This window comes from Burkholderia lata, from assembly GCF_000012945.1.
GTDB classification, from domain to species: domain Bacteria; phylum Pseudomonadota; class Gammaproteobacteria; order Burkholderiales; family Burkholderiaceae; genus Burkholderia; species Burkholderia lata.
The window spans coordinates 1,864,197-1,885,070 of record NC_007511.1 but is presented as its reverse complement, the minus strand read 5'-3'; the positions used below and the strand labels follow the sequence as shown (position 1 = coordinate 1,885,070).

Here is a 20,874-nt window from a genome sequence, read left to right as displayed (position 1 = left end):
TGATAGCGTGGCCTCCTAGACTTCTACTCATGCGCAACGACCCCGAGTCCGAAGCGCCTGACAAAACAATCCTGGAGGTAACGCATCATGAAATCGCTGATCAAGGCAGTTGCACTGGCCGCTCTGGTGGCCGCACCGGTTGTCTCGTTTGCACAAAGCCAGCAGCCGCTGACGCGCGCTCAAGTGCGCGCCGAGCTGGTCCAGCTCGAAAAGGCCGGCTACAACCCGAACGACTGGATGAACTACCCGGAAAACATCCAGGCCGCACAGGCAAAGATCGCCGCCGCACAGAACACCGGTGCGCAAGCTGATGCAACGGGCTACGGTGCGAACCCTGCCGCAGCGTCGCAGTCGGGTCAGCGTGTGGTCGTGCCGGCCGCAACCGACCGTTCGTCGGTGTTCTTCGGCCACTAAGCCAGGCAGCGCCCGCAAGGGCGCCCGGTTTGCCGTTTCATCTGAAACCCGTACACGGTATCCGTGTGCGGGTTTTGCATTTGGGCCGCGTGAATGGTTGGGGCCGCGCGAACGTGCTGCGCCAGAGGCGCATCACCGCGTGCTGCCCGCTTGCCGGGCCCGTGTCGCGAGCACGGCCGCGACGCCGCCGAGAATCGCGGCCGATGCGAGCGCGAGCCGCCAGGTCGGCTGTTCCGACAGCAGCAGCACGGCGCCGCACGCGGCAATGGGCGGGACGGAGAGCTGGACCGCCGCGGCGCGCATCGCCGTGAGATGCCGCAGCGCCGCGTACCAGACCACGTAGCCCAGCCCCGACGTCAATGCGCCGGAAAGCGCGGCGAGCGCGACGCCGGCGGGCGTGACATGCAAGCGGGTGGCGAGCGCGACGCTCAGCGCGAGTGCCAGCGGCGCGGCGCGCAGGAAGTTGCCGGCGGTCGCCGCGACCGGATCGACGGGCCGGCGGCCGCGTATCGAATAGATGCCCCAGGCGATGCCGGCGGCCGTCATCAGTGCGGCGCCGCGCGGCGTCGGCGCGGCGAGTCCCGGTGACACGAGATAGACCAGGCCGCCGAGCGCCGCGCCGAAGCCAGCCCAGCCGGTCGCGGCAAACCGTTCGCCGGCGTGCCATCCCGCCGCAAACATCGTCAGTTGCACCGCACCGAACAGGATCAGCGCGCCCGTGGCCGCGCTGACGGTCAGATACGCAAACGAGAAGCACGTGACGTACACGAACAGCATCGCCGCAGCCGGCCAGTCGGCGGGCGGCGCGGGCCGTCGTGCCCCCGCACGCGCGACGATCGCGAGCATCAGCGCGCCGGATACGAGGCGCAGGCTGCCGAAGCTGGCCGCGTCGATCCGTCCGGCCTGCAGCGCGAGTCGGCACAGCAGCGAGTTCGACGCGAAGGCGAGCATCGCGATCGACGTCAGCGCGACGACGCGCATGCCCGGCCGGACATGCAGCGCGAAGGCGGAGGCGGGCGGTCGCATCGCGGGCCTCACGCGTGGCTGGCGACGATCAGCACGGCTGCGCCGAACAATGCGGCGCCGAGCGGCGCGGTGAGCGCCTGCCCCCACGACGCATTCTTCTCGAGGGCCATCAACGCGGCGAGCGCCAGCATCCAGCCGAGACTGCCGACGCCGACGACGAACATCAGCAGCATCAGCGCCCAGCAGCAGCCGATGCAGAAGAGCCCGTGGCTGACGCCGAGCGCAAACGCGTGACGCATCGGTGTGCGGCCGCGCCAGCGGCTGATCACGAAACTGAAGGGCGTGCGGCACCGGTCGAGGCAGTGCGTCTTGAGTCCGCTGAACTGGAACGCGCCGGCGAGCGCGAAGACGGCCGCGCCAATCAGCCAGCCACGCCACGCGAGCGCCGGCACCCGCGCGACACCGGTCAGCAGCAGCCCGTGCAGGCCATGCGCGACGAGACCGAAGCCGCTCCACGTGGCGACGTAGCCGATGCCGACGAGCGCGAGCAGGCGCGTCTGGTCGGGGCGGCTGGCCACGACGCGGGCGAACGCGTCGAACAGCGACAGCGTCGTCGGCAGCATCATCGCGAGGATCATCAGCGTCCAGCCGGCCGCGGCGAACGCGGCCGGCAGCCACAGCGTGCCGCCGGGCAGCGCGCGGCAAAGCGCGCCGAACGGTTCGGCCAACGCGCTGTCGCCGTGGTCGAGGTACCGCCCGTACGGACTGCGCGTCCACGCCCACAGGGTGAGCCAGGCGAACGCGACGAGACTCGCGAGCACGAGCGGAAACAGGCGCCGGTGTAGCGACGCAGCCATGACCGTTGGCGGGCGATCGCGCTTCACGCGTCGAACAGGAACGTGCTCTGCAGCGCGTTGTGATTCTTCAGGTCGACGTCGATGCCGATCGCCGCATTCTTCGACCGATAGACGGGCGCCTTGCCGACGAACACCGGTGCGCCGGGCACCGTCGAGAACACGGTGTCGGTCAGCGTCGTCTGCGCGCCGCTCGGGCCGAGGTACGGCTCGAGTTCCGCGTGGTAGTCGGTGCCGATCGACAGCGTGCCGCGCGCCCCTTCGACATTGAACGTGATGGGGGCGCGTTCGATCGACACGACCTTGCCGATCAGTTTGGCGAGGTCGGCGATCGGGCCGCCGGCCTGGCCCGTGTAGACCTTGAGCAGCGCCTGCTCCTGCGCCTCGGACGCCGTGTCGCTGAGATAGATCGCCGCCGTCCAGTTGCCTTGCAGGATGTTGCCCGGCACGCGGCACACCGCGGCGATCGTATTGCCGCCCACGTCGACGCCGTCGATGGCGCCCTTGTCGACGTGCCACGCGACGATCGTGTCGCAGACGCCGAAATCGGGATCCTCGCCGATCCAGCACGGGCAGAGTACGCGACAGTTGCAGACCTCGAGCAGACGGCCTTCAAGGTGATAGCTCATGATTCCCTCCAGGGAGCGACGGCGATGGCACGTTGGGCTGGGTGGAGGAAGCTGACTGACGAATCGTCACCCCGCTCGGCGATGCGAACGCGAAATGCGCAGAGGAATGCGCGGAAGCGGAGACGGGATGGATGCGATAGCGCGGGCCTGAAGCGGCGTATCGATTTTCCAGTGTAGGTGTGCGGAGGCGATATGCAAGCCGTTGCCTGCTCCGACGTCGGCTGACAAGCCGGCGCGCGTGCGCTAGCATCGCGATCGGTGTCGCCGCGAGACGGCGGCCGATGCGCGACAGCGCAGCAAGCCCGACACCGGGTTCCACGACTTCAACGAACAACAAGGAGCAACCATGCGTGTCTTGACCGGTCTGCTGTGCTCGCTCGCGCTGGCGGCGAACGTCGCCCATGCGCAGGCGAATTGTGCCGACGCGACGGATCAGGCGGCGATGACGGCATGCGCCGATCGCGCGTACAAGAAATCCGACGGGGAACTGAACCGGACTTACCAGGCCGTCACCGCGCGCCTGCGCGATGCGCGGCCGCTCGCCGACAAGCTCGTGAACGCGCAGCGTGCGTGGATCGCGTATCGCGATGCCGAATGCAACTTCTCCAGCGCGAACGCCGAGGGCGGCAGTGCGTATTCGATGGTCGTGTCGACCTGCCTCGACGATCTGACGAAAGCGCGCACCGAAACGCTGAAGGGCTATCTGTCGTGCGAGGAAGGCGATCTCGCCTGCCCGGTGCCGGCCAGGTAAGCGCGGTGTGCCACCCGGCCGGGCGCATGCCGCGTGGCCGGTGGCGGTGGCATACGCCGTCCATCCGCTGCCGGACGTCGTCCGTTACACGTCGTCCGTTTCGTCGAGCAGCTTGTGCCGCATCGCGTAGCGCACCAGCGCCGCTTCGTGCGGCATCTGCATCTTTTCCAGAATCCGCGTCTTGTACGTGCTGACCGTCTTCGCGCTCACGCACAGCGCGTTGGCGATCTCGGTCAGCGTCTGGCCGGCGGCGATCCGCCGGAACACGTCGAATTCGCGGTCGGACAGCCGCTGGTGCGGTAGCGTCTCGGCCGGCTCGTTCAGGCTCTGCGCAAACTGCTCGGCCATCGCGAGGCTCACGTAGACGCCGCCCGATGCCACCTTCGTGACCGCGCCGACCAGCTCGGCGCTCGCGCTTTCCTTCGTCAGGTAGCCCGACGCGCCGGCGCGGAACGCGCGCACCGCGTATTGCTGCTCCGCGTGCATGGTCAGCACGAGGACGCGCAGCGCGGGCTTCTCGTCCTTGATCTGCTTGATGAGTTCGACGCCGTTGCGGCCCGGCATCGACAGGTCGAGCACGAGCACCTGTGCGGGCGTGGCGCGCACGAGCGCGATCGTCGACGGGCCGTCGCAGGCTTCGCCGGCCACCTCGAATCCGGTGGCGTTCTGGAGGATGTGCCGCAGACCGTCGCGTACGAGCGTATGGTCGTCGGCGATGAGCACCTTGATCATGAGATGAGCGTTTCCTGTTGGACGGTACTGAGCGGGAAGGCGACGGTGATCGAGAAACCGCGCGCGAGCGCGGTGTCGATCGTCACGGTGCCGCCCAGCATGTGGGCGCGTTCGCGAATGCCGATCAGGCCGAACGATTTGTCTTCGTGGGCCGGGCCGCCGGGCGCCGAGCCGCGGCCGTTGTCTGCGACGCGCAACACGCAGAAGCCGTCCTCGACGTCGAGCCGTAGCGCGACGCGGGTCGCATCCGCGTGGCGCGCGACGTTCGTCAGCGCTTCCTGGACGATCCGGAACAACGTGGTCGCGCCCGCGCTGGTGAACGTGAGGCCGCCGGTTTCGATGTGCCGTTCGACATCGATCCCGTAGCGGTTCGTGAAATCGTTCGCGAGCCATTCGATCGCGGGCACGAGGCCGAGATCGTCGAGCATCACGGGTCGCAGGTCGGCCGCGATGCGCCGCACCGACGCGACCGTCGCGTCGATCAGCCGCCGCATGCCCTGCAGGTGCGTCTGCACGTCCTCGTCGGGCTGCGTGCGGCCGGGCACGCGCAACTGCTGCTCGACCACCGACAGATCCATCTTCAGCGCGGTGAGCTGCTGGCCGAGGTCGTCGTGCAGCTCGCGCGCGATGCGGGTCTTTTCCTCTTCGCGCACGTTCTGCAGGTTCGCCGACAATTCGCGCAATTCTTCGCGCGACAGCTTCAGCGCGTTTTCCGCGCGCTGGCGCTCGGTGATGTCGCGCAGCATGACCGTATAGAGCTTGCCGGACGCGTCGCGGATCTGCGAGATCGACGCCTCGATCGGGAATTCCTCGCCGTTGGCGCGCAGCCCGAACAGCACCCGCTGCCGGCCCATCTGCCGCTCGGACACGCCTGTCACGCCGAACTGGTCGACGTGCTTCGCGTGCGCGGCGCGGAACCGCTCGGGGATGAAGCGCGACAGCGGGGCACCGATCGCCTCCATCGCGGACACGCCGAACACCTGCTCGGCCATCGGATTGAAGATCACGACCGTCTGCTTTTCGTCGATCGTGATGATCGCTTCCATCGACGAACGGATGATGCCCATCATCCGCGCCTCGTTGAGGATGCCGCGGCTGCTCGCGCCCGAATCGGCGGCGCCGGAACGGCCGCGCAACAGCGCGTGGACGAGCACCGCGAACGCGATCGACGCGATCAGCCCCGCGGCGAGCACGGTGCCGGCCGCGCGTTGTGCGCCGGTTGCGCTCGGGCGGCCATCCGCGGAGTACGCGAGCGTCAGCACGGTGCCGCCGAAATTCAGCTCGTCGGTGCGACGCATCAGGTCGGGCGATGCCGAGGCCTCGTCGGTCGTCGTTTCGACGCTCACGATCGCGCGCCGATCGCCGCCGGCAGTGATCCACACGTCGATGCCGCGTTCCGCATCGAGCGCACGCTCGATCAGGCGCCGCGGGCTCAACGCCGCGAACAGCACGCCGTCGGCGCCGGTTTCGCGCAGGCCGGGCGCGTTGGCGACCGCATGCGGCGACGCGGCGACCGGCAGGAACAGCGTGAAGGTGCGGGCGTCGCGGGACGTGTCGTCGTCGGCCGGGTGGACACCGAGCGCGATGTCGCCGGTCTGCAGCGCGCGCGCGAGCGGCGCCGCGTCGGACGCGCCGAAGCGCACGACGGGGGAATTCGATGCCGGTGCGCTGAGCACGGCGGTCGCGAGCGTGCCGGCCGGCATCGGCTTCGCGCCGGCGAGGGCAGTGCGCGTCGCGGGCGGCAGCGGCGCGTAGCCGATCTGGCGCACCGGTGAGCGGCTGCTGTCGAGGTCGAGCATGTCCGCATACCGGCGCCATTGCTCGGGCGTCATGCCCGGGACGAGGCTGTACACGCCGCGCGCGCCTTCGAGCACGGCCACGCCGGATTGCAGCTCGTGGCGCAGCATCGCGGTCACATGCGTCGTGCGGCGTTCGAAACGCGTATGGACGGCGCCTTGCCACTGCTCGCGCACGAGCAGCGCGACGCCAAGCGACAGCGCCGCGCCCGCGCACAACGCAACGACGCCGGCCGCGAGCGGCTGGCGTAACATGATCTGGAGGCGCGTGGGCCCTCGGGCGTCACGCGTCGGGGTTCCACTTGCGGTCATTCGATAGCCATTCTGTTGTCGGGGCTGCCGTGGGCACTCGGCAGCGCAGCAAAACCGGACAAAACTCGCACCGGCTGCATGCAACGTCTATTTTCAAGATGAAATTGTGCGCGATTTACACGGTTTTTGTAATGGGGTCACTAGAAATTGCGGCAACCGGCGTGGAGCAGCGGGCGTGCCGGCCGCGCTTGACGCGCATCAACGGGCGCGTCGGCACGTGGGGCAGACTGTTCGGCAGGCCACCTGGCACCGGGCCGGGTGGCGATAACGGGCCGCCGTCGCGCAACGCGCGATGCGTGCCCGGTCGGAGGGACGGACCATGTACAAGCGGATTTTCGTCGGGCTCGATGGCAGCCCGAGTGCGCGTCTCGCGCTGAACGAGGCGATCCGGATCGCGGCGGCGTCCGGCGGCGAAGTCACCTGCGCATATGTCGTCGAGCACCGGCCGCAGCTCGTCGACGTCGATGCGGGTTTCGCGGCCGAGCGCGACGGCGATGCGGCCGCGACTGACGCCGCGACGCCGGTGCTCGACGATGCGAAAGCGGTGCTCGCGCAGGAGCACGTGCCAGGCACCGTGCGTGCGCTCGACGCGTACGGCGAGGATGTCGCCACGGTGCTGATGCGCACGGCGGCCGAAGCCGATGCCGACCTGATCGTGATGGGCACGAGCGGGCGGCATGGCTTGCGCCGGCTGCTGCTCGGCAGTGTCGCCGAATCGCTGCTGCGCGCGGCCGACCGGCCCGTGTTGCTGGTGCGGCACAGCGAGCCCGGCACGTCGGCGGCTGCGTGACGCACGCGGCAAGGCGCTGACGCTGGCGCTGGCGCACGGGCGGTCGCGGGCAGCGACGGGCCCGCGTATTCGCCGGATGACGGCGGGATGAAACGGAAACGCACGGCGCACGACGTGTGAGCGCGGCTGTCCTTTCTGTCACATCGGCGGGGCGAGGGCGGCGCGCCCGATGCACCCGACGGGCGCAATCGCGTGCCCGCGGTTGCATCCCGACACGCAGTTCTGGCAGCATCGACCGGTGTCCGCCTGGTCGCCGTGCGCATGGCCGCGGCGATCGACGCAGCAGCATCCGGCGGCACGCGGTCGTGTTCGCGATTCGCGATGAGCGAAGCGAGGCCGTGCGCCGGGTGCCCGGTTCCTGACCTTACCGACGTCATCCGCCATGCCGATTTCCGCTACCGACCTGATTCGCCAGTTCGACCTGCAGCCGCATCCCGAAGGCGGCTATTTCCGCGAAACCTACCGTGCGACCGATTCGGTCGTGCGTCCGGCCGACGGCGCGCCACGCGCCGCATCGACCGCGATCTACTACCTGTTGTGCGACGGCGCGTATTCGTCGTGGCACCGGATCCGTTCCGACGAAGTCTGGCATTTCTACGCGGGCGACCCGATCGAAGTGTGGGTGCTCGACGAGCGCGACGGGCTGACGATCCACCGGCTCGGCAACCCGCTCACGCATCCGGGCACCGTGTTCCAGGCAGTCGTGCGGGCCGGGAGCTGGTTCGGCGCGCGCTGCGCGTTGCCGGAGCACGTCGCGCTCGTCGGCTGCACGGTGGCGCCGGGCTTCGAGTTCGCGGAATTCGAACTGGCCGACGCAGCCGCGCTGGCTGCCGCGTTTCCCGACTACGCGGAACACGTCGTGCAGCTTGCCCAGCGTACCGACATGTGACTGTCACGGCGGTGCAACCAACGGCGCGAAGCCCGTGCCGATGGTGCGTGTTCCGCGCGGCCGCGGCCAAACCCGTTTAGAATGCCGTGATGCATCGGGTCGGCTGCGGGCGTGCCGCGGCGGCCGTTGCCCAGCCGTACCGACGGCCCCCGTCGTGCGGCTGCATGCCTTCCAGGAGCGCCGCCGTGTGGCACTTTCCCATCGCTATTCCATCGTCGCTCGGCCCATGGGCCGTGTTCGCGAGCGTGTTGATCACGCAGCTCGGCGTGCCGGTGCCGGCCGTGCCGATGCTGATTCTCGGCGGCACGATGGCGGCAATGGGGCAGGCGTCCTGGGTCAGCATGTTCGCGGCGGCGATCGGCGCGACGATGCTGGCCGATTCGCTGTGGTTCTTCATGGGCCGCACGCGCGGCCGGCGCCTGCTGAACGGCCTCGTGCGCTTCTCGCTGTCGCTCGACACCACGCTGCGTTTCGCACGTAACGTATTCGAAAGATACGGTGCGCCGCTGCTCGTGCTGTCCAAATTCCTGCCGGGTCTCGGCCTCGTGTCGGCGCCGCTGCTCGGCACGACCGCGATCGGCGTCGGCGTGTTCCTGTTCTGGGACCTGGCCGGCGCGTCGCTGTGGGCTGCGTTCTGGCTGGTCGGCGGCGCGGCCATTCACGACCAGATCGTCCAGTTCGTGCTGTGGGTGCGCGCGAGCGGCGGCACGATCCTCGACGCGTTCCTCGCGATCTTCATCACGTTCCTGCTGTACCGCTGGGTGCGTCGCGTGCAGTTCCGCCGCTATCTTGCGCAGGTGCGCATCTCGCCGCCGCAACTCGTCGAGATGATGACGTCGGACGAGCCGCCGCTGATCTTCGACGCGCGGCCGAAAGCGATTCGCGAGCGCGAACCGTACCGGATCGCCGGCGCGGTGCCGGTCGATCTCGATTCGCCGGACCTGCTCGACCCGGAAATGCTGAAGCGGCCGATCGTCGTCTATTGCGTGTGCCCGAACGAAGCGACCGCGAAGCGCCTGATCGCGAAAATGCAGCGCAAGAAGATGATCCACAACATCCGGGCGCTGAAGGGCGGCCTCGATGCATGGGAGAAGCACGGCTATCCGGTCGAGCCGATGCCGGCCGATCTCGATGCGTCGCGTTATTTCGTGCGTCCGGATCACGGTGCGATCGAAGGCGAATATACGGTGCGTGCGACGCTGTCGAAGTAACGTCGGGTGGCCGTTCCTGAAGGATGGTGTTCGGGATTCATCCGAGCGCGTCGATATTGAGATCTCTTCCCGGTCGCGAATCGAGCGAAGTACGCTGATTACAAGGATTGCGGAAAACCGGACCGGCGCCTCGCCGATTTGCCGGGAGCCAGCGGTACAAGTGCGAAAGGTCGAGTGGTTCATATTCGGGAACGATTATCGAAGCTGTCGCCCGCACGTTTTCACGCAAGTGGACACCTCTAATCTGCGCCCATTATATAAAAGCGGTTTTGCAGAGCGGTGAGAGGGAAGCGCGGTGCCACTGACATTCCCCCTCACCGGTGATACCTACTACTCGATTCGGCAAGACGCGCCGAGCCACGCGACAAGCATCACGACTTCGCTTCAAAATCGTCGACCTGAAGCGCTTCGAGAACAGCCGGACACGCATCTCACCAGTCGCAGCGTCGTTCGCCTTGAATCCGGCGATTGGCGGGGCGCTTGCCGGAGTTACTTGGCAGCGGCTGTTTCACTCGGAACCGGTGCGCCGAGGGGCGTGAGCTTCACAGCCCCGGTCGGGGTCTGGACGTAGACCGCGTTCAACGCCTGGAACGTGACATAGCTGCCGGTCAGCAGGTAATACGCGACGACGTCTGCGCCCTGTTTGAAGCAGACGACGTACCCACGGGGGTCAACACGCGTCCCCCAACTTTGTGGTTGCTGCGGGGGAATGGCGAAGTAATTCGGATCTCCGTTGTCGTTCCACCTGCTGACCGATGCAAACGCTTCGTTAAACGAAGAGTTGTAAATCGTAATGCCAGTAACCTTGGTATCTTCCACGACATCACCTCGATTTAAGTTTGATTAATAAGACCCAATTAAAGAATTTAAATAATCGGCCTGGATAATTGGGCTGCCCTTTTGATTCATTCTGAATCGATCGGGCAACTTGATTCTATGTGGGGGTGATTGGAATGCAATGGAATATTTGTCATGCATTGTTAATTGTTGAAGCGTATTTATTTGGTTTTCGCGGATGTAAATAATGCCATGCAATTGGTTGTGTTTATGATGCGGTGATTTTAATTTGATGAGCACTTGCGTCGATTGTGCATGCGTCATCGATTAAATGAAAACCGGCTTTCCGTAACCTTGCAGCGCAAGCGCAATTTCGGTACCATCGCCCGCATCGTTGCGGCCCCGTTGTCGCCCGTCACGCGCACAACCGCGTCACACGGGCCGCATGAGCGTATTCCGTGAAATGCCCGATCCGTTTTCCGGATTGTTCCGGAACATACGGATAATCCGCGGCGATTCCCATCGAATTGACGCAGTATCCATGTCGTTTCTAAATCAGAAAACGACCGTGGGGATTATTTCGTTTTCGGAATGCCGGGATGGGCATGAACGGTCGCGCATTGATATCGACAATGACGGCGGCCCCTTCACGGCTGCCAGGAGACGGACTTGAATCAACCAGAAGACCAATTGCACCGTGGGCTGGAAGAGCGGCACATCAACCTGATGGCGCTCGGCGCGACGATCGGCGTCGGCCTGTTCCTCGGCTCGGCCTCCGCGATTCGCGTCGCCGGCCCGGCCATCCTGCTGACCTACCTGCTGGGCGGCATCGCGATTTTCCTGATCATGCGCGCCCTCGGCGAAATGGCGATCGCCAATCCGGTCGCCGGCGCGTTCAGCCGCTACGCACGCGACTACCTCGGGCCGCTCGCCGGCTACCTGACCGGCTGGACCTACTGGTTCGTGTGGATCGTCACCTGCATGGCGGAAATCACGGCGGTCGGCGTCTACATGCACATGTGGTTCCCCGGCGTGCCGAACTGGATCTGGGCGCTTGCGGCGCTCATGGCGATGGGCTCCGTGAACTTCATCGCGGTCAAGCTGTACGGCGAATTCGAGTTCTGGTTCGCGCTGATCAAGATCGTCACGATCGTGCTGATGATCATCGGCGGCGGGTTGATGATCGCGTTCGGCATCGGCAACGGCGGTGTCGCGATCGGCCTGTCGAACCTGTGGGCGCACGGCGGCTTTATGCCGAACGGCATCAACGGCGTGATCGCCGCGTTGCCGATCGTGATGTTCGCGTATCTCGGCGTCGAGATGCTCGGCCTCACCGCCGGCGAGGCGCGCAATCCGGAGAAGTCGCTGACGAAGGCCGTGAACTCGGTGTTCTGGCGCGTGCTGATTTTCTACATCGGCGCGCTGTTCGTGATCATGTCGCTGTATCCGTGGGACCAGATCGGCACGCAGGGCAGCCCGTTCGTGATGACGTTCTCGCGGCTCGGCATCCCGGCCGCCGCCGGCATCATCAACTTCGTCGTGCTGACCGCGGCGCTGTCGTCGTGCAACAGCGGCCTGTTCAGCACCGCGCGGATGCTCTACAACCTCGCGCAGCAGGGCCAGGCACCGAGCAAGCTTGGCAAGGTCAATCGCAACGGCGTGCCGGTGTACGGCGTGATCGTGTCGGTCGCGCTGCTGCTGATCGGCGTGCTGCTCAACTATCTCGCGCCGCAGCACGTGTTCACGTGGCTCACGTCGGTGTCGACGTTCGGTGCGATCTGGACGTGGTGCGTGATCCTGATCGCGCAGATGCGCTTTCGCCGCACGCTGTCGGCCGACAAGATCGCGCGCCTGCCGATCCGCGTGCCGTTCTATCCGCTCGGCTCGTTCGTCGCGCTCGGTTTTCTCGTGCTGGTCGTCGTGCTGATGGCGTTCACGCCCGACACGCGCGTCGCGCTCGTGATCGGGCCGGTATGGATCGTGCTGCTCGGCATCACGTATGCGCTGTTCTACGCGAACCGTCCGGCGGCATCGGTGCCGACGAAATCGTAAGCGCCAAGGGCAGGGCCCGCGCGACGCTTGATCGCGATCATGCACGCGCGGGCCGGACGACCTATGCTGAACGAATCGATTGTCCGCGCTTCGCGTGGCAACCCGCCGATTTCAGTGACGACCGCGACCGCGGCGGCTGTCCGGCCGCCGTGTGCCGCTTCCGCGCGAAGCTCCCGTCGTCGTTCCGCGACGACGCGCACGCACGGAGGCCTTCGCCATGCAGCCTGCCCAGCCCATCCCGACACTTGCGCGGATCGCGCTGGCCGTCGATCCGACGCCCGAATCGCTGTCCGCCGCACGCTATGCGCGCACGCTGCTGCGTCCCGGCATGCGATTGCGGATCGTCTGCGCCATCGACAACCCGCGCCTCGTCTTGCCCGACATCCCGCGCATCGACGCACTGCTGACGTCCGCGCGCGAGGACCTGATGCGCGAGGCGCAAGTCATCAACGAACGGATCGCGACGTTGTTCGCCGACAGCGGCATCGAGGTCGAGCAGGCCATCGTCGATACGTCGGTGACGGGCGGTTCGGTAGCCGATGCATTGGTGAGCGATACGTCGGCATGGAACGCGGACGTGCTGATGGTCGGCGCGAATCCGCATCACGGGCTGCTGCGGCTCGTCGAAGGCGCGATGTCGGACACGCTGACGACACGCGCGCGCTGCGCGCTGCTGATCGTGCCGGCCGCCTATGCACGGCCATCCGACGGTGGCCTTCAGCGCTTGATGTTCGCTGTCGACGGCAGCGAACCGTCGCTGCACGCGGTGCGCGTCGGGCTCGGCTTCGCGGCGCCGACGACGCTGCTGTACGCGGCCTACGTGATCGATCGCGCGGTTCGTCTGACGGATATCGTGCCGGTGCGCGCACTCGAGGATGCGTATCGCGCGGAGGGCGAGGATGCGCTCGCGAAGATCGGCCCGCTGTTCCATGCGACCGGGAACCCGACCAAGCGCAGTGTCGTCGAAACCCGCCCGACCAGCGACGACGTGGCCCATGCATTGATGCGCGACGCCGTGCACTGGCGTGCCGAACTGCTGGTGGTCGGCACGCATGGCCGGCGCGGCATCGCTGCCTGGCTGATCGGCAGCGTCGCGCGTCGCGTTGCGCATCTCGCACAGGTGCCCGTGCTGCTCGTGCGCGGTGCCGAATAAATCGCGCGGCGTCGCGATCGAAGCGCGCTTGGGTTGACCTGCATCAGAAACGGCGCGCCTCGCGCGTGAGACATTGACGGAACATCCGGCAACGCAGCCGGTCTGTCTTGCAGGGTCCACGCAGCCACGCAGCAACACGCGTGCAAAAGGTTGCGATCGACGGTGCATTCACGGCCGTCATATCAATTTCCGGAGCCGCAACGTGCGATGCACGGTGCGTCATCCGATCGAGAACTCTCTGGCACGAGGGTAGGCAGCTCCGGTTGCCTTGGAGGACGGGCGGGGTGCAAAGCACCCCGTCCGCTTTCCGCGTTCGTGTTGTCGTTGGCCCCGTCTGGATTGCTTTCCCCGCAGGAATCGTTGTCATTGCGGCCGTGTCGAACGGCGCGTCATGATGCGTGATGGCGCGCGGTGGCGCCGATGCGGATCGGTGATGGTCGCGGCATGCGCGCTGCTGCCGTACCGGCACGGCGTGCGGCAGGCGCTGCCGGCGTTGCGTGGTACACGGCCGTTGCAAGGCCCCCGAGCCGTGCAACGGCTGCTTGTACGCTCAGGGGGTGCGAAGCATCGCGCGCAGGTCGTGCCGCCGGCCTGCGCCCCGGCGCACCCGCGGGCGCTGGTGCGCGGCATGCAGCGGCGCGCACGCGCTGCACGTGCGGTTGCGCTGGCGGCTCGCGTGCGGCCAGCCGGGGCGTGCCTTGCGACGTGGCTCGGCAACGGCCGGCGCGTCGGGTGCGGCCCGCGCGCAGAGTGCCGCGGCGAACCGTTGCAACGCGAGAACCGAGCCCGCGACGCTCTGGTACTTTTCGCGGCCGATCTGCCCGTCGAGCGTGACAAGCAATCCGGCTTCGCGTGCGAGCGCAAGCAAGGTGTCGATATCGTCGGACGGAAGGTTGCCGGACGACACGGCCTGGGTGGGCAGGGCGCGCGCGTTGCCCGACGCGCGCCGCTGGCCGTCCCGGCCCGGTAAGTTGCGATGTGTCATGGTTGGTCTCCTGCGCCAGGCCCCGCATGCCGGCTCGACGGCCGGCTGAGCGATGACCCGTATGAACGTTTCGTCCATGTCACCAGTATCGTGTCGCGCCCGTGCGCTGCCAAGCAGCGCGCGCTGAAGTCGCTGTCAGGTAATGCGCGTCGCCTATCGGAATCCGCTGACACGCAGGGCGGCCGATCGGCCGTCCCGGCGACGATCCGGCCCGTTCGTTCCGACGAATGGGCAGCGCGTGACGGACGTCGCTTGACGCATGATTTCGGCCGGTCTAACTTCGCCACTGCATCGGCGTCGGGCAGCGTCCATCGTTTGCCGGTCAGTCGGTGTCGCGCCCCGGGGTGGCGTGGCAGGGCTTCCAGTCTCGTTCGCGGGCAGTTTGCGCCGCGAATCTTGCGCGGTCGGTTCGGGGACGGACCGGCACGGCGGCACGCAACGTGTCGTTGATCGCGCGCAAACACGCGCTGGCGCATCGCACGCCGCGCTGCCGTTCAGTCTTTAAGCTTCCGGTACCTTCTTCTTTTCGTTCCTCGACCGTCAGGAGTCCGTCGATGTCCAAGGACAATTTGCTCGATTCACTCAAGGAAGCCGCCAAACAGCGCGCGATCGGTTCGGATCAGTTGCGTGCGATGCTCGACGACGAAGTGCGCGTGTTGTCGTCCGGCGCGCGGGTGCACGATTACATCCACGTGTTCGCGATCCGGAACCTGCGCGAACGGATGCGCCAGCAGGACGATTTCGACCACGACACGCGGGCCGATGCGCCGTCCGCCGACGCCGATCCACGTCCGAGCCATCGCCTGTGACGGGCTGGCGCCGCGGCTGATGTAGCGGCGCCTGACACCATCCATCACCTGGCCAGGGCCGGATCCTGATCGACCTTCATGCCTCCGTCGACAGCGAACCGGCCTGTTTCAACGCCCTTTCGATTGCAGTGCCCGAGATCGCCGGCACCGTCGCCGCGTCCAGCGGCGGGCGTGCGCGCGCATCGCCGACCGGCGCAACCCTCCTGACGATTCGCTGACAACCGGCATTGCGTTTTGTCATACGTTTCACTGAATTGTCACAGCGGCCTCAAGTAAGCGGCGCGATTGCCGTTTACCCGGTGAATTCGTCCACCGGGCGTTCGCGCTCCCTTACCGAGTCGTTGCCATGTTCTCGTCCATCCGGGCCCGCATCCTAGCCGCGTGCGTTGCCATCGTCGTATTCGCGCTCGTCGCCACCACGCTCATCAACTACTTCATCGCGCACTCGTACAACGATGATGCGATCGACCGCAACCTGACTTCCGTCGCCAGCGGCCACGTGGTCGGGATCGCCGACTGGGTCGCCACCCGGAGCCGGATGATCGCGTCGCTGCAGGACGCCGCGCTGACGCCCGATCCGCTGCCGGTGTTCAAGCAGATGGCCACGGCCGGCGGTTTCACGAACGTCTACGCGGGCTACGCCGACAAGGTGTTCCACTTCTCGGACCCGACCGGCATTCCGCCCGACTACGATCCGACCGGCCGCCCGTGGTACAAGCAGGCCGCGCAGGCCGGCAAGCCGGTCGTTACGCCGCCGTACGTCGACGCCGGCACGGGCAACCTCGTCGTCACGTTCGCGGTGCCGATCCTGCGTGACGGCGCGCTGAAGGGCGTCGTCGCAGCGGACGTCTCGATGGACGCCGTGATCGCGAACGTGAAGACGATCCACCCCACGCCCGCGAGCTTCGGGATGTTGATCGACAGCAACGGCCACGTGGTCGCGCACCCGGACGCGAAGCTCACGCTGAAGCCGGTCGCAGACGTGTCGCCCGAACTCGGCGCGACGAACGGCGCCACGATTGCAGCCGCGACCGCGCCCGTCGAGGTGACGGTCGGCGGCGACGCGAAGCTGGTGCGCGCGCGCCCGGTACCGGGCACGGACTGGTACGCGCTGGTGCTGCTCGACAAGAACGAAGCGACGGCCGGGATGCGCTCGTTGCTGACCGCTTCGCTGATCACGCTGCTCGTGATCGTCGGGGTGGCGTCGCTGATCATCGGCGCGATCACCGCGACCGCGTTCCGCCGCCTGTCGCAAGTGCGCCAGGCGATGGCCGCGATCGGCTCGGGCGCCGGCGACCTGACGCAGCGCCTGCCGGCCGACGGCCGTGACGAGGTGGCCGACATCGCGCGCTCGTTCAACAGCTTCGTCGACAAGCTGAACGACGTGATGCGCCAGATCCGCGATGCAAGCGAATCGGTACGCACGGCCGCGAACGAGATCGCGGCAGGCAACCAGGATCTGTCGTCGCGCACCGAATCGGCGGCGGCGAGCCTCGAGGAAACGGCCGCATCGATGGAAGAGATCACCGCGACCGTCGGCCAGTCGGCGGCAGCCGCCGGCCAGGCGGACGAACGCGCGGCAGCCGCGTCGCGGATCGCGTCGCATGGCGGCGTGGTCGTGTCGGACGTCGTCGCGACGATGGAAAAGATCGAGGAAGCATCGGGCCGGATCGGCGACATCATCGGCGTGATCGACGGGATCGCGTTCCAGACCAACATCCTTGCGCTGAACGCGGCGGTCGAAGCGGCGCGCGCGGGCGAGCAGGGCCGCGGCTTCGCGGTCGTCGCGCAGGAAGTGCGCAGCCTCGCGCAACGCAGCGCGCAGGCCGCACGCGAAGTGAAGGTGCTGGTCGAATCGACGGTCGCGAGCGTGTCGGCCGGGTCCGGGCAGGTGCGTCAGGCCGGCGACACGATGCGCGAGATCGTGTCCAACGTGTCGAACGTGACGACGATCATCTCCGAGATCACGCACGCGGCGAACGAGCAGACGCGCGGGATCCAGGAAGTGAATCGCGCGGTCACGCAGCTCGACGAAATGGTGCAACAGAACGCAGCGCTCGTCGAACAGTCGACCGCCGCCGCAACGGCGCTGCAGTCGCAGGCGAACGCGCTGGCGACCACGGTCGGGCGGTTCAAGGTCGCTTGACGCGGCTTGCGGGAAAGACGGCCGCGCCGCTCAGGAGCGGCCGTTGTCGCGCATCAGCGCAAGCCGGTTGTACAGCGTTTTCAGGCTGATCCCGAGCGCTTTCGCGGCGCGTGGCTTGTTGCCGTCGAAGTGGTGCAGCGTCGCCGCGATGAAGCGCTGCTGCGCATGGTGCAAGGTCGCGCCGAGCGGCAGCGCCATCGTGTTCTCCGACAGGCGCTCGGGCGGCATCGCCGGCTTCGGCAGCGTGACGTCGATGCCATCGTCCGCCAGGATGTACGCGCGCTCGATGGTGTTGTGCAGCTCGCGGACGTTGCCGGGCCACGAATACGCGCGCAGTGCCGCGATCGCTGCGTCGGTCAGCCGCTTGTGCGCGTGGTGCCGCGCGTTGAGCGCGTCGACGAATTCCAGTGCGATCGTCTCGATGTCGCTGTCGCGCTGGCGCAGCGGCGGGACGTACAGCGCAAACGCGGCGAGCCGGTAGAACAGGTCCTCGCGCAGCCGGCCGTCGCGCACGGCTTCGGCCGGGTTGTGGCGCGTGGCCGACACGATGCGCACGTCGAGCGGAATCGGCTCGGTGCCGCCCACCCGCACGATCACATTCGACTCGATCGCCCGCAGCAGTTTCACCTGCAGCGGCGCGGGCATCTCCGCGATCTCGTCGAGCAGCAGCGTGCCGCCGCGCGCGGCTTCGAAGACGCCTTCCCGTTGCGCGATCGCGCCGGTGAAGCTGCCTTTCTCGTGCCCGAACAATTGCGATTCCGCGATATCGGGTGGAATCGCGCCGCAGTTCACGGGGACGAACGGGCCATCGCTCCGGGCGCTGAGATCGTGCAGCCGGCGCGCGACGATATCCTTACCGACCCCGCTTTCGCCGGCAATCATCACGCTGGCGCGGGTCGGTGCGATCTTTTCGATGCGGCCGAGCAGCGTGCGCATCGCGGTGGACCGGCCGGACAACCGGCGGCCGTCTGCACGTTGCTTCGACCGGTTTGCGGTTTCTCCCATTGGCATGGATCGGCATTGGCGGGGCCGTTTTGAAAATCGGCACCACGCGTTCCGTTGATTGCAATATTTTCATCGACAGCGAAATGGCTGCGAAGGTGCCGCAAAATAGAAATTTCCAATGTGCGCAGCGGGGACGGAAGGAACAGACCATCGATTCCTGGCATGAATCGCGGCATTTCTGTGCGATCCAGGGTCGTATCGGTGCTTTTTTACATCGTTCGGATGAAAAAGCCGGTGGTGACCGTTGTGCGCCGATGCGGCCCACCAATCCGCCTGTGTCCAACCGTCCGCTGCAGCCCGGCCCGCAGGGCTGCCACGCGGCCAGGCAGCCGGCACGGCCCACCATTCGGCCATCCGCGGCCCGCGTCGGGCATGCCACTTGCTGATACCACCGGGCTCGCCCGGCACGCTCGACGGCAGGCCGGATGGTCGACCAGCGGCGTGACGCCGTGCGACCGGAGCCGGCGCGAGGCAAGGATGCAATGAGGACCCTGACCCGAGAGCTGTTACGGCAGGGTGCATGGATCGTGCTGGCCGTCGGGCTGGCGTCCGCGCTGCAGGCGTGGGCGGTTCGCGTCGTCGGCGAGCACACGCCATTTGCGCCGCTGCCTTTTTATGCAGGCGTGGCGGCAGCCGCATGGCTGACGTCGTTCGGCGGTGGCCTGGCTGCGGCCGCCGTGAGCGTGGCCGTGATCGGCACGCTGTGGTGGCGCGATGCGCCGCTGGCGACGCTGCTCGCGCAGGCGGGCGCATTCGTCGCGATCAGCTTCGTCGAGTGTGTGCTCGTGATGGCTGTGAAGCCGCTGCTTGCGAACGATCGCCTGCGCGATCCCGATCCCGATCCCGATGACGACGGCGACGCCGATGCCGATGCCCGCGAGCCGCATCGCGAGCCCGAGCCCGTGCCCGCCACCGCGCGCGAGCCCGTGCCTGACGACAGCCTGTTGCGCCACGTGGTCGACGCGTCACCGGACGCGATCGTCGGTGTCGATGCCGCACGCCGGATCACGAGCTGGAATCCGGCCGCGCGGAGGATCTTCGGCATCGACGCGGCGCAGGCCGCCGGGCGCGACGTCGCCGCGATGATCGCGCCGCGCTGGTTGCGGCACCATCCGTTGCCCGCGTCGTTCGCGAACCTGCACGCGTCGGTCGGTCCGCTCGACGTATTGTGCGTGCGACGCGACGGCGGCCGTTTTCGTGCGACCTTCGCCGCCGCGCCGATGGTCGATACGCAGGGCAACTGCACGGGCCTGTCGATGACGCTGCGCGATGCGCACGAACGCCGTCGCGGCGAGCGGCGCAACCTGCGTTCGCTGCGCGGCGCCCGCGACGCGCGTGCACAGGCTGACACGTCGAACCGGCTGAAGGACGAACTGCTGGCCACGGTGTCGCACGAACTGCGTACGCCGCTGAACGTGATCTACGGCTGGGTCGAGGTGCTGCGCAACGTCGACGGTCAGGGGCTCGCGCAACAGGCGGTCGACGCGATCGATCGCAGCGCGCGGTCGCTGTCGCACATGGTGGCCGACCTGCTCGACGCGTCGTCGCTCGCGACCGGCCGGTTGCGCCTCGAGCGCGTGCCGGTCGATCTCGTGCGGGTCGTGCGCGATACCACCCGCGAACTCGACGCGACGGCACAGGCGAGCGGGCTCGAGCTGTCGACCCACTACGCGATGCCCACCTGCGTGATTCCGGCGGACCGCGAGCGCGTGCGCCAGGTCCTGTCGAACCTGTTGTCGAATGCGATCAAGTTCACGCCGCCGGGCGGCCGCATCGTGGTGTCGCTGGCCCGGGCAGGCGAGCGCGTGCGGCTGTCGGTCGCCGATACCGGGCAGGGCATTGCGCCGGAATACCTGCCGCACCTGTTCGAGACGTTCAGCCGGCCCGAACGCGCATTCGCGTCGCCGAAGCGCGGCCTCGGGCTCGGCCTGTCGATCGTGCGCAACATCGCCCAACTGCATGGCGGCGACGTCGTCGCGACGAGCGCCGGCCCCGGACGCGGGACGACCGTCACGGTCACGCTGCCGGCCGGCTGGGACGTCGACGATCCGGTCGAAAACCTGCTGCACGCGGCGGGCGCACCGGAGACAGCGACGCTCGACGGCCAGCGCGTGCTCGTCGTCGACGATGATGCGACCTCGCGCGCGAGCCTCGCCGCGGCACTCGAAACGATGGGCGCGCAGGTGTCGACCGCGCAATCGGGGCACGACGCGCTCGACGTGGTGGAACGGCAGGCGCCGAACGTCGTGCTGTCGGATCTCGCGATGCCGGACGGTGATGGCTTCTGGCTGCTCGACCGCATCCGCCATTTGCCGGGAGGCAGCGGGCATCTGCCCGTCGTCGCGGTCACGGCCCACGCCGGTAACGCCGACCGGCACCGCGTGATGGCGGCCGGCTTCGACGCATATCTGCGCAAGCCGGTGGACATGCCGACGCTCGCAAGCGTGATCGCCGATGTCGCGCCGGACGCCGCGCACGATCGGAAAGAGCGCGGCCGGTAGCAGCCGGCGTGGCCACTTGCCCGGTCATCCACGAGGCAAGGAGGCGCGATGGACGCAACGGCAACCCGCGCGGCCGGTCCGTTCCGTCCCGACACACGGAGG

The 20,874-nt window shown here is 67.5% G+C and carries 18 protein-coding genes and 1 pseudogene; 10 read left to right on the top strand and 9 right to left on the bottom strand.

Going from position 1 to position 20,874, the window contains the following annotated elements; translation table 11 throughout:
- Positions 1 to 87: 87 nt before the first annotated feature.
- Entirely contained in the window at positions 88 to 414 is a 327-nt protein-coding gene (locus tag BCEP18194_RS31050; RefSeq protein WP_011355259.1) for a DUF4148 domain-containing protein, read from the top strand.
- 132 nt (positions 415 to 546) lie between these two features.
- Here the strand turns inward: BCEP18194_RS31050 and BCEP18194_RS31045 are convergent, their stop codons facing one another.
- Genes BCEP18194_RS31045 through BCEP18194_RS31035 form a run of 3 tightly spaced genes read right to left on the bottom strand, consistent with a single transcriptional unit; the run spans position 547 to position 2,863 of the window.
- Entirely contained in the window at positions 547 to 1,440 is an 894-nt protein-coding gene (locus tag BCEP18194_RS31045) for a DMT family transporter (protein ID WP_011355258.1), read from the bottom strand.
- Between the two features lie 8 nt (positions 1,441 to 1,448).
- On the bottom strand, positions 1,449 to 2,237 hold the full coding sequence (locus BCEP18194_RS31040) for a DUF2182 domain-containing protein (RefSeq protein ID WP_011355257.1): 789 nt from the start codon (positions 2,235 to 2,237) through the stop codon (positions 1,449 to 1,451).
- A 23-nt stretch (positions 2,238 to 2,260) separates the two neighbouring features.
- Positions 2,261 to 2,863, bottom strand: a complete 603-nt coding sequence (locus BCEP18194_RS31035; protein ID WP_011355256.1) for a DUF1326 domain-containing protein — start codon at positions 2,861 to 2,863, stop codon at positions 2,261 to 2,263.
- 346 nt (positions 2,864 to 3,209) lie between these two features.
- Between BCEP18194_RS31035 and BCEP18194_RS31030 the strand changes: the two genes are divergently transcribed.
- Positions 3,210 to 3,614, top strand: a complete 405-nt coding sequence (locus BCEP18194_RS31030; protein ID WP_011355255.1) for a lysozyme inhibitor LprI family protein — start codon at positions 3,210 to 3,212, stop codon at positions 3,612 to 3,614.
- An 84-nt stretch (positions 3,615 to 3,698) separates the two neighbouring features.
- Here the strand turns inward: BCEP18194_RS31030 and BCEP18194_RS31025 are convergent, their stop codons facing one another.
- Together BCEP18194_RS31025 and BCEP18194_RS31020 are read right to left on the bottom strand one after the other, a co-directional pair.
- Positions 3,699 to 4,346, bottom strand: coding sequence for a response regulator (locus BCEP18194_RS31025; protein ID WP_006483707.1), 648 nt, complete (start codon positions 4,344 to 4,346; stop codon positions 3,699 to 3,701).
- Complete coding sequence (locus BCEP18194_RS31020; protein ID WP_011355254.1) at positions 4,343 to 6,454, bottom strand: PAS domain S-box protein; 2,112 nt, start codon at positions 6,452 to 6,454, stop codon at positions 4,343 to 4,345. The genes BCEP18194_RS31025 and BCEP18194_RS31020 overlap by 4 nt, the downstream gene beginning before the upstream one ends.
- Positions 6,455 to 6,773: 319 nt before the next feature.
- Between BCEP18194_RS31020 and BCEP18194_RS31015 the strand changes: the two genes are divergently transcribed.
- The 3 genes from BCEP18194_RS31015 (at position 6,774) to BCEP18194_RS31005 (ending at position 9,344) form a co-directional block, all read left to right on the top strand.
- Positions 6,774 to 7,244, top strand: a complete 471-nt coding sequence (locus BCEP18194_RS31015; RefSeq protein WP_011355253.1) for a universal stress protein — start codon at positions 6,774 to 6,776, stop codon at positions 7,242 to 7,244.
- 382 nt (positions 7,245 to 7,626) lie between these two features.
- The gene (locus BCEP18194_RS31010; RefSeq protein WP_011355252.1) at positions 7,627 to 8,133 is read left to right on the top strand and encodes a cupin domain-containing protein; all 507 of its coding nucleotides are present in this window, start codon (positions 7,627 to 7,629) and stop codon (positions 8,131 to 8,133) included.
- Positions 8,134 to 8,318: 185 nt separating this feature from the next.
- The gene (locus BCEP18194_RS31005) at positions 8,319 to 9,344 is read left to right on the top strand and encodes a DedA family protein/thiosulfate sulfurtransferase GlpE (protein WP_041493311.1); all 1,026 of its coding nucleotides are present in this window, start codon (positions 8,319 to 8,321) and stop codon (positions 9,342 to 9,344) included.
- A 489-nt stretch (positions 9,345 to 9,833) separates the two neighbouring features.
- On the opposite strand, the gene BCEP18194_RS31000 is transcribed toward BCEP18194_RS31005, so the two are convergent.
- Positions 9,834 to 10,163 (bottom strand): hypothetical protein, encoded by a 330-nt coding sequence (locus BCEP18194_RS31000; protein WP_011355250.1) that lies wholly within the window; start codon positions 10,161 to 10,163, stop codon positions 9,834 to 9,836.
- Between the two features lie 627 nt (positions 10,164 to 10,790).
- Between BCEP18194_RS31000 and BCEP18194_RS30995 the strand changes: the two genes are divergently transcribed.
- Both BCEP18194_RS30995 and BCEP18194_RS30990 read left to right on the top strand, forming a co-directional pair.
- Entirely contained in the window at positions 10,791 to 12,173 is a 1,383-nt protein-coding gene (locus tag BCEP18194_RS30995; protein ID WP_011355249.1) for an amino acid permease, read from the top strand.
- A gap of 217 nt (positions 12,174 to 12,390) precedes the next feature.
- Positions 12,391 to 13,326, top strand: a complete 936-nt coding sequence (locus BCEP18194_RS30990) for a universal stress protein (RefSeq protein WP_011355248.1) — start codon at positions 12,391 to 12,393, stop codon at positions 13,324 to 13,326.
- Between the two features lie 550 nt (positions 13,327 to 13,876).
- Here the strand turns inward: BCEP18194_RS30990 and BCEP18194_RS30985 are convergent.
- On the bottom strand, positions 13,877 to 14,311 hold the full coding sequence (locus BCEP18194_RS30985; RefSeq protein WP_011355247.1) for a hypothetical protein: 435 nt from the start codon (positions 14,309 to 14,311) through the stop codon (positions 13,877 to 13,879).
- A gap of 322 nt (positions 14,312 to 14,633) precedes the next feature.
- Positions 14,634 to 14,873 carry a hypothetical protein gene (locus BCEP18194_RS41445; protein WP_157687325.1) on the bottom strand — a complete coding sequence of 80 codons (240 nt, stop codon included), beginning with the start codon at positions 14,871 to 14,873 and terminating at the stop codon, positions 14,634 to 14,636.
- Here BCEP18194_RS41445 and BCEP18194_RS30980 point away from each other — a divergent pair.
- A complete protein-coding gene (locus BCEP18194_RS30980; protein WP_011355246.1) occupies positions 14,866 to 15,120 on the top strand; it encodes a DUF3562 domain-containing protein in 255 nt (84 codons plus the stop codon). The two genes, BCEP18194_RS41445 and BCEP18194_RS30980, sit on opposite strands and share 8 nt — an antisense overlap.
- A gap of 346 nt (positions 15,121 to 15,466) precedes the next feature.
- Complete coding sequence (locus BCEP18194_RS30975) at positions 15,467 to 17,266, top strand: methyl-accepting chemotaxis protein (protein WP_011355245.1); 1,800 nt, start codon at positions 15,467 to 15,469, stop codon at positions 17,264 to 17,266.
- A 30-nt stretch (positions 17,267 to 17,296) separates the two neighbouring features.
- On the opposite strand, the pseudogene BCEP18194_RS30970 reads toward BCEP18194_RS30975, so the two are convergent.
- A pseudogene (locus tag BCEP18194_RS30970) lies at positions 17,297 to 18,344 on the bottom strand (sigma-54 interaction domain-containing protein).
- A gap of 409 nt (positions 18,345 to 18,753) precedes the next feature.
- On the opposite strand from BCEP18194_RS30970, the gene BCEP18194_RS30965 reads away from it, so the two are divergent.
- Positions 18,754 to 20,772 (top strand): hybrid sensor histidine kinase/response regulator, encoded by a 2,019-nt coding sequence (locus BCEP18194_RS30965; protein ID WP_011355243.1) that lies wholly within the window; start codon positions 18,754 to 18,756, stop codon positions 20,770 to 20,772.
- Positions 20,773 to 20,874 lie beyond the last annotated feature (102 nt).

Excerpts from the sequence above, each read along its gene's own strand:
- BCEP18194_RS31050 (WP_011355259.1), top strand. The coding sequence starts at position 88 with ATGAAATCGCTGATCAAGGCAGTTGCACTGGCCGCTCTGGTGGCCGCA.
- BCEP18194_RS31045 (WP_011355258.1), bottom strand. The coding sequence starts at position 1,440 with ATGCGACCGCCCGCCTCCGCCTTCGCGCTGCATGTCCGGCCGGGCATG.
- BCEP18194_RS31040 (WP_011355257.1), bottom strand. The coding sequence starts at position 2,237 with ATGGCTGCGTCGCTACACCGGCGCCTGTTTCCGCTCGTGCTCGCGAGT.
- BCEP18194_RS31035 (WP_011355256.1), bottom strand. The coding sequence starts at position 2,863 with ATGAGCTATCACCTTGAAGGCCGTCTGCTCGAGGTCTGCAACTGTCGC.
- BCEP18194_RS31030 (WP_011355255.1), top strand. The coding sequence starts at position 3,210 with ATGCGTGTCTTGACCGGTCTGCTGTGCTCGCTCGCGCTGGCGGCGAAC.
- BCEP18194_RS31025 (WP_006483707.1), bottom strand. The coding sequence starts at position 4,346 with ATGATCAAGGTGCTCATCGCCGACGACCATACGCTCGTACGCGACGGT.
- BCEP18194_RS31020 (WP_011355254.1), bottom strand. The coding sequence starts at position 6,454 with ATGACCGCAAGTGGAACCCCGACGCGTGACGCCCGAGGGCCCACGCGC.
- BCEP18194_RS31015 (WP_011355253.1), top strand. The coding sequence starts at position 6,774 with ATGTACAAGCGGATTTTCGTCGGGCTCGATGGCAGCCCGAGTGCGCGT.
- BCEP18194_RS31010 (WP_011355252.1), top strand. The coding sequence starts at position 7,627 with ATGCCGATTTCCGCTACCGACCTGATTCGCCAGTTCGACCTGCAGCCG.
- BCEP18194_RS30990 (WP_011355248.1), top strand. The coding sequence starts at position 12,391 with ATGCAGCCTGCCCAGCCCATCCCGACACTTGCGCGGATCGCGCTGGCC.
- BCEP18194_RS30985 (WP_011355247.1), bottom strand. The coding sequence starts at position 14,311 with ATGACACATCGCAACTTACCGGGCCGGGACGGCCAGCGGCGCGCGTCG.
- BCEP18194_RS30980 (WP_011355246.1), top strand. The coding sequence starts at position 14,866 with ATGTCCAAGGACAATTTGCTCGATTCACTCAAGGAAGCCGCCAAACAG.
- BCEP18194_RS30975 (WP_011355245.1), top strand. The coding sequence starts at position 15,467 with ATGTTCTCGTCCATCCGGGCCCGCATCCTAGCCGCGTGCGTTGCCATC.
- BCEP18194_RS30965 (WP_011355243.1), top strand. The coding sequence starts at position 18,754 with ATGAGGACCCTGACCCGAGAGCTGTTACGGCAGGGTGCATGGATCGTG.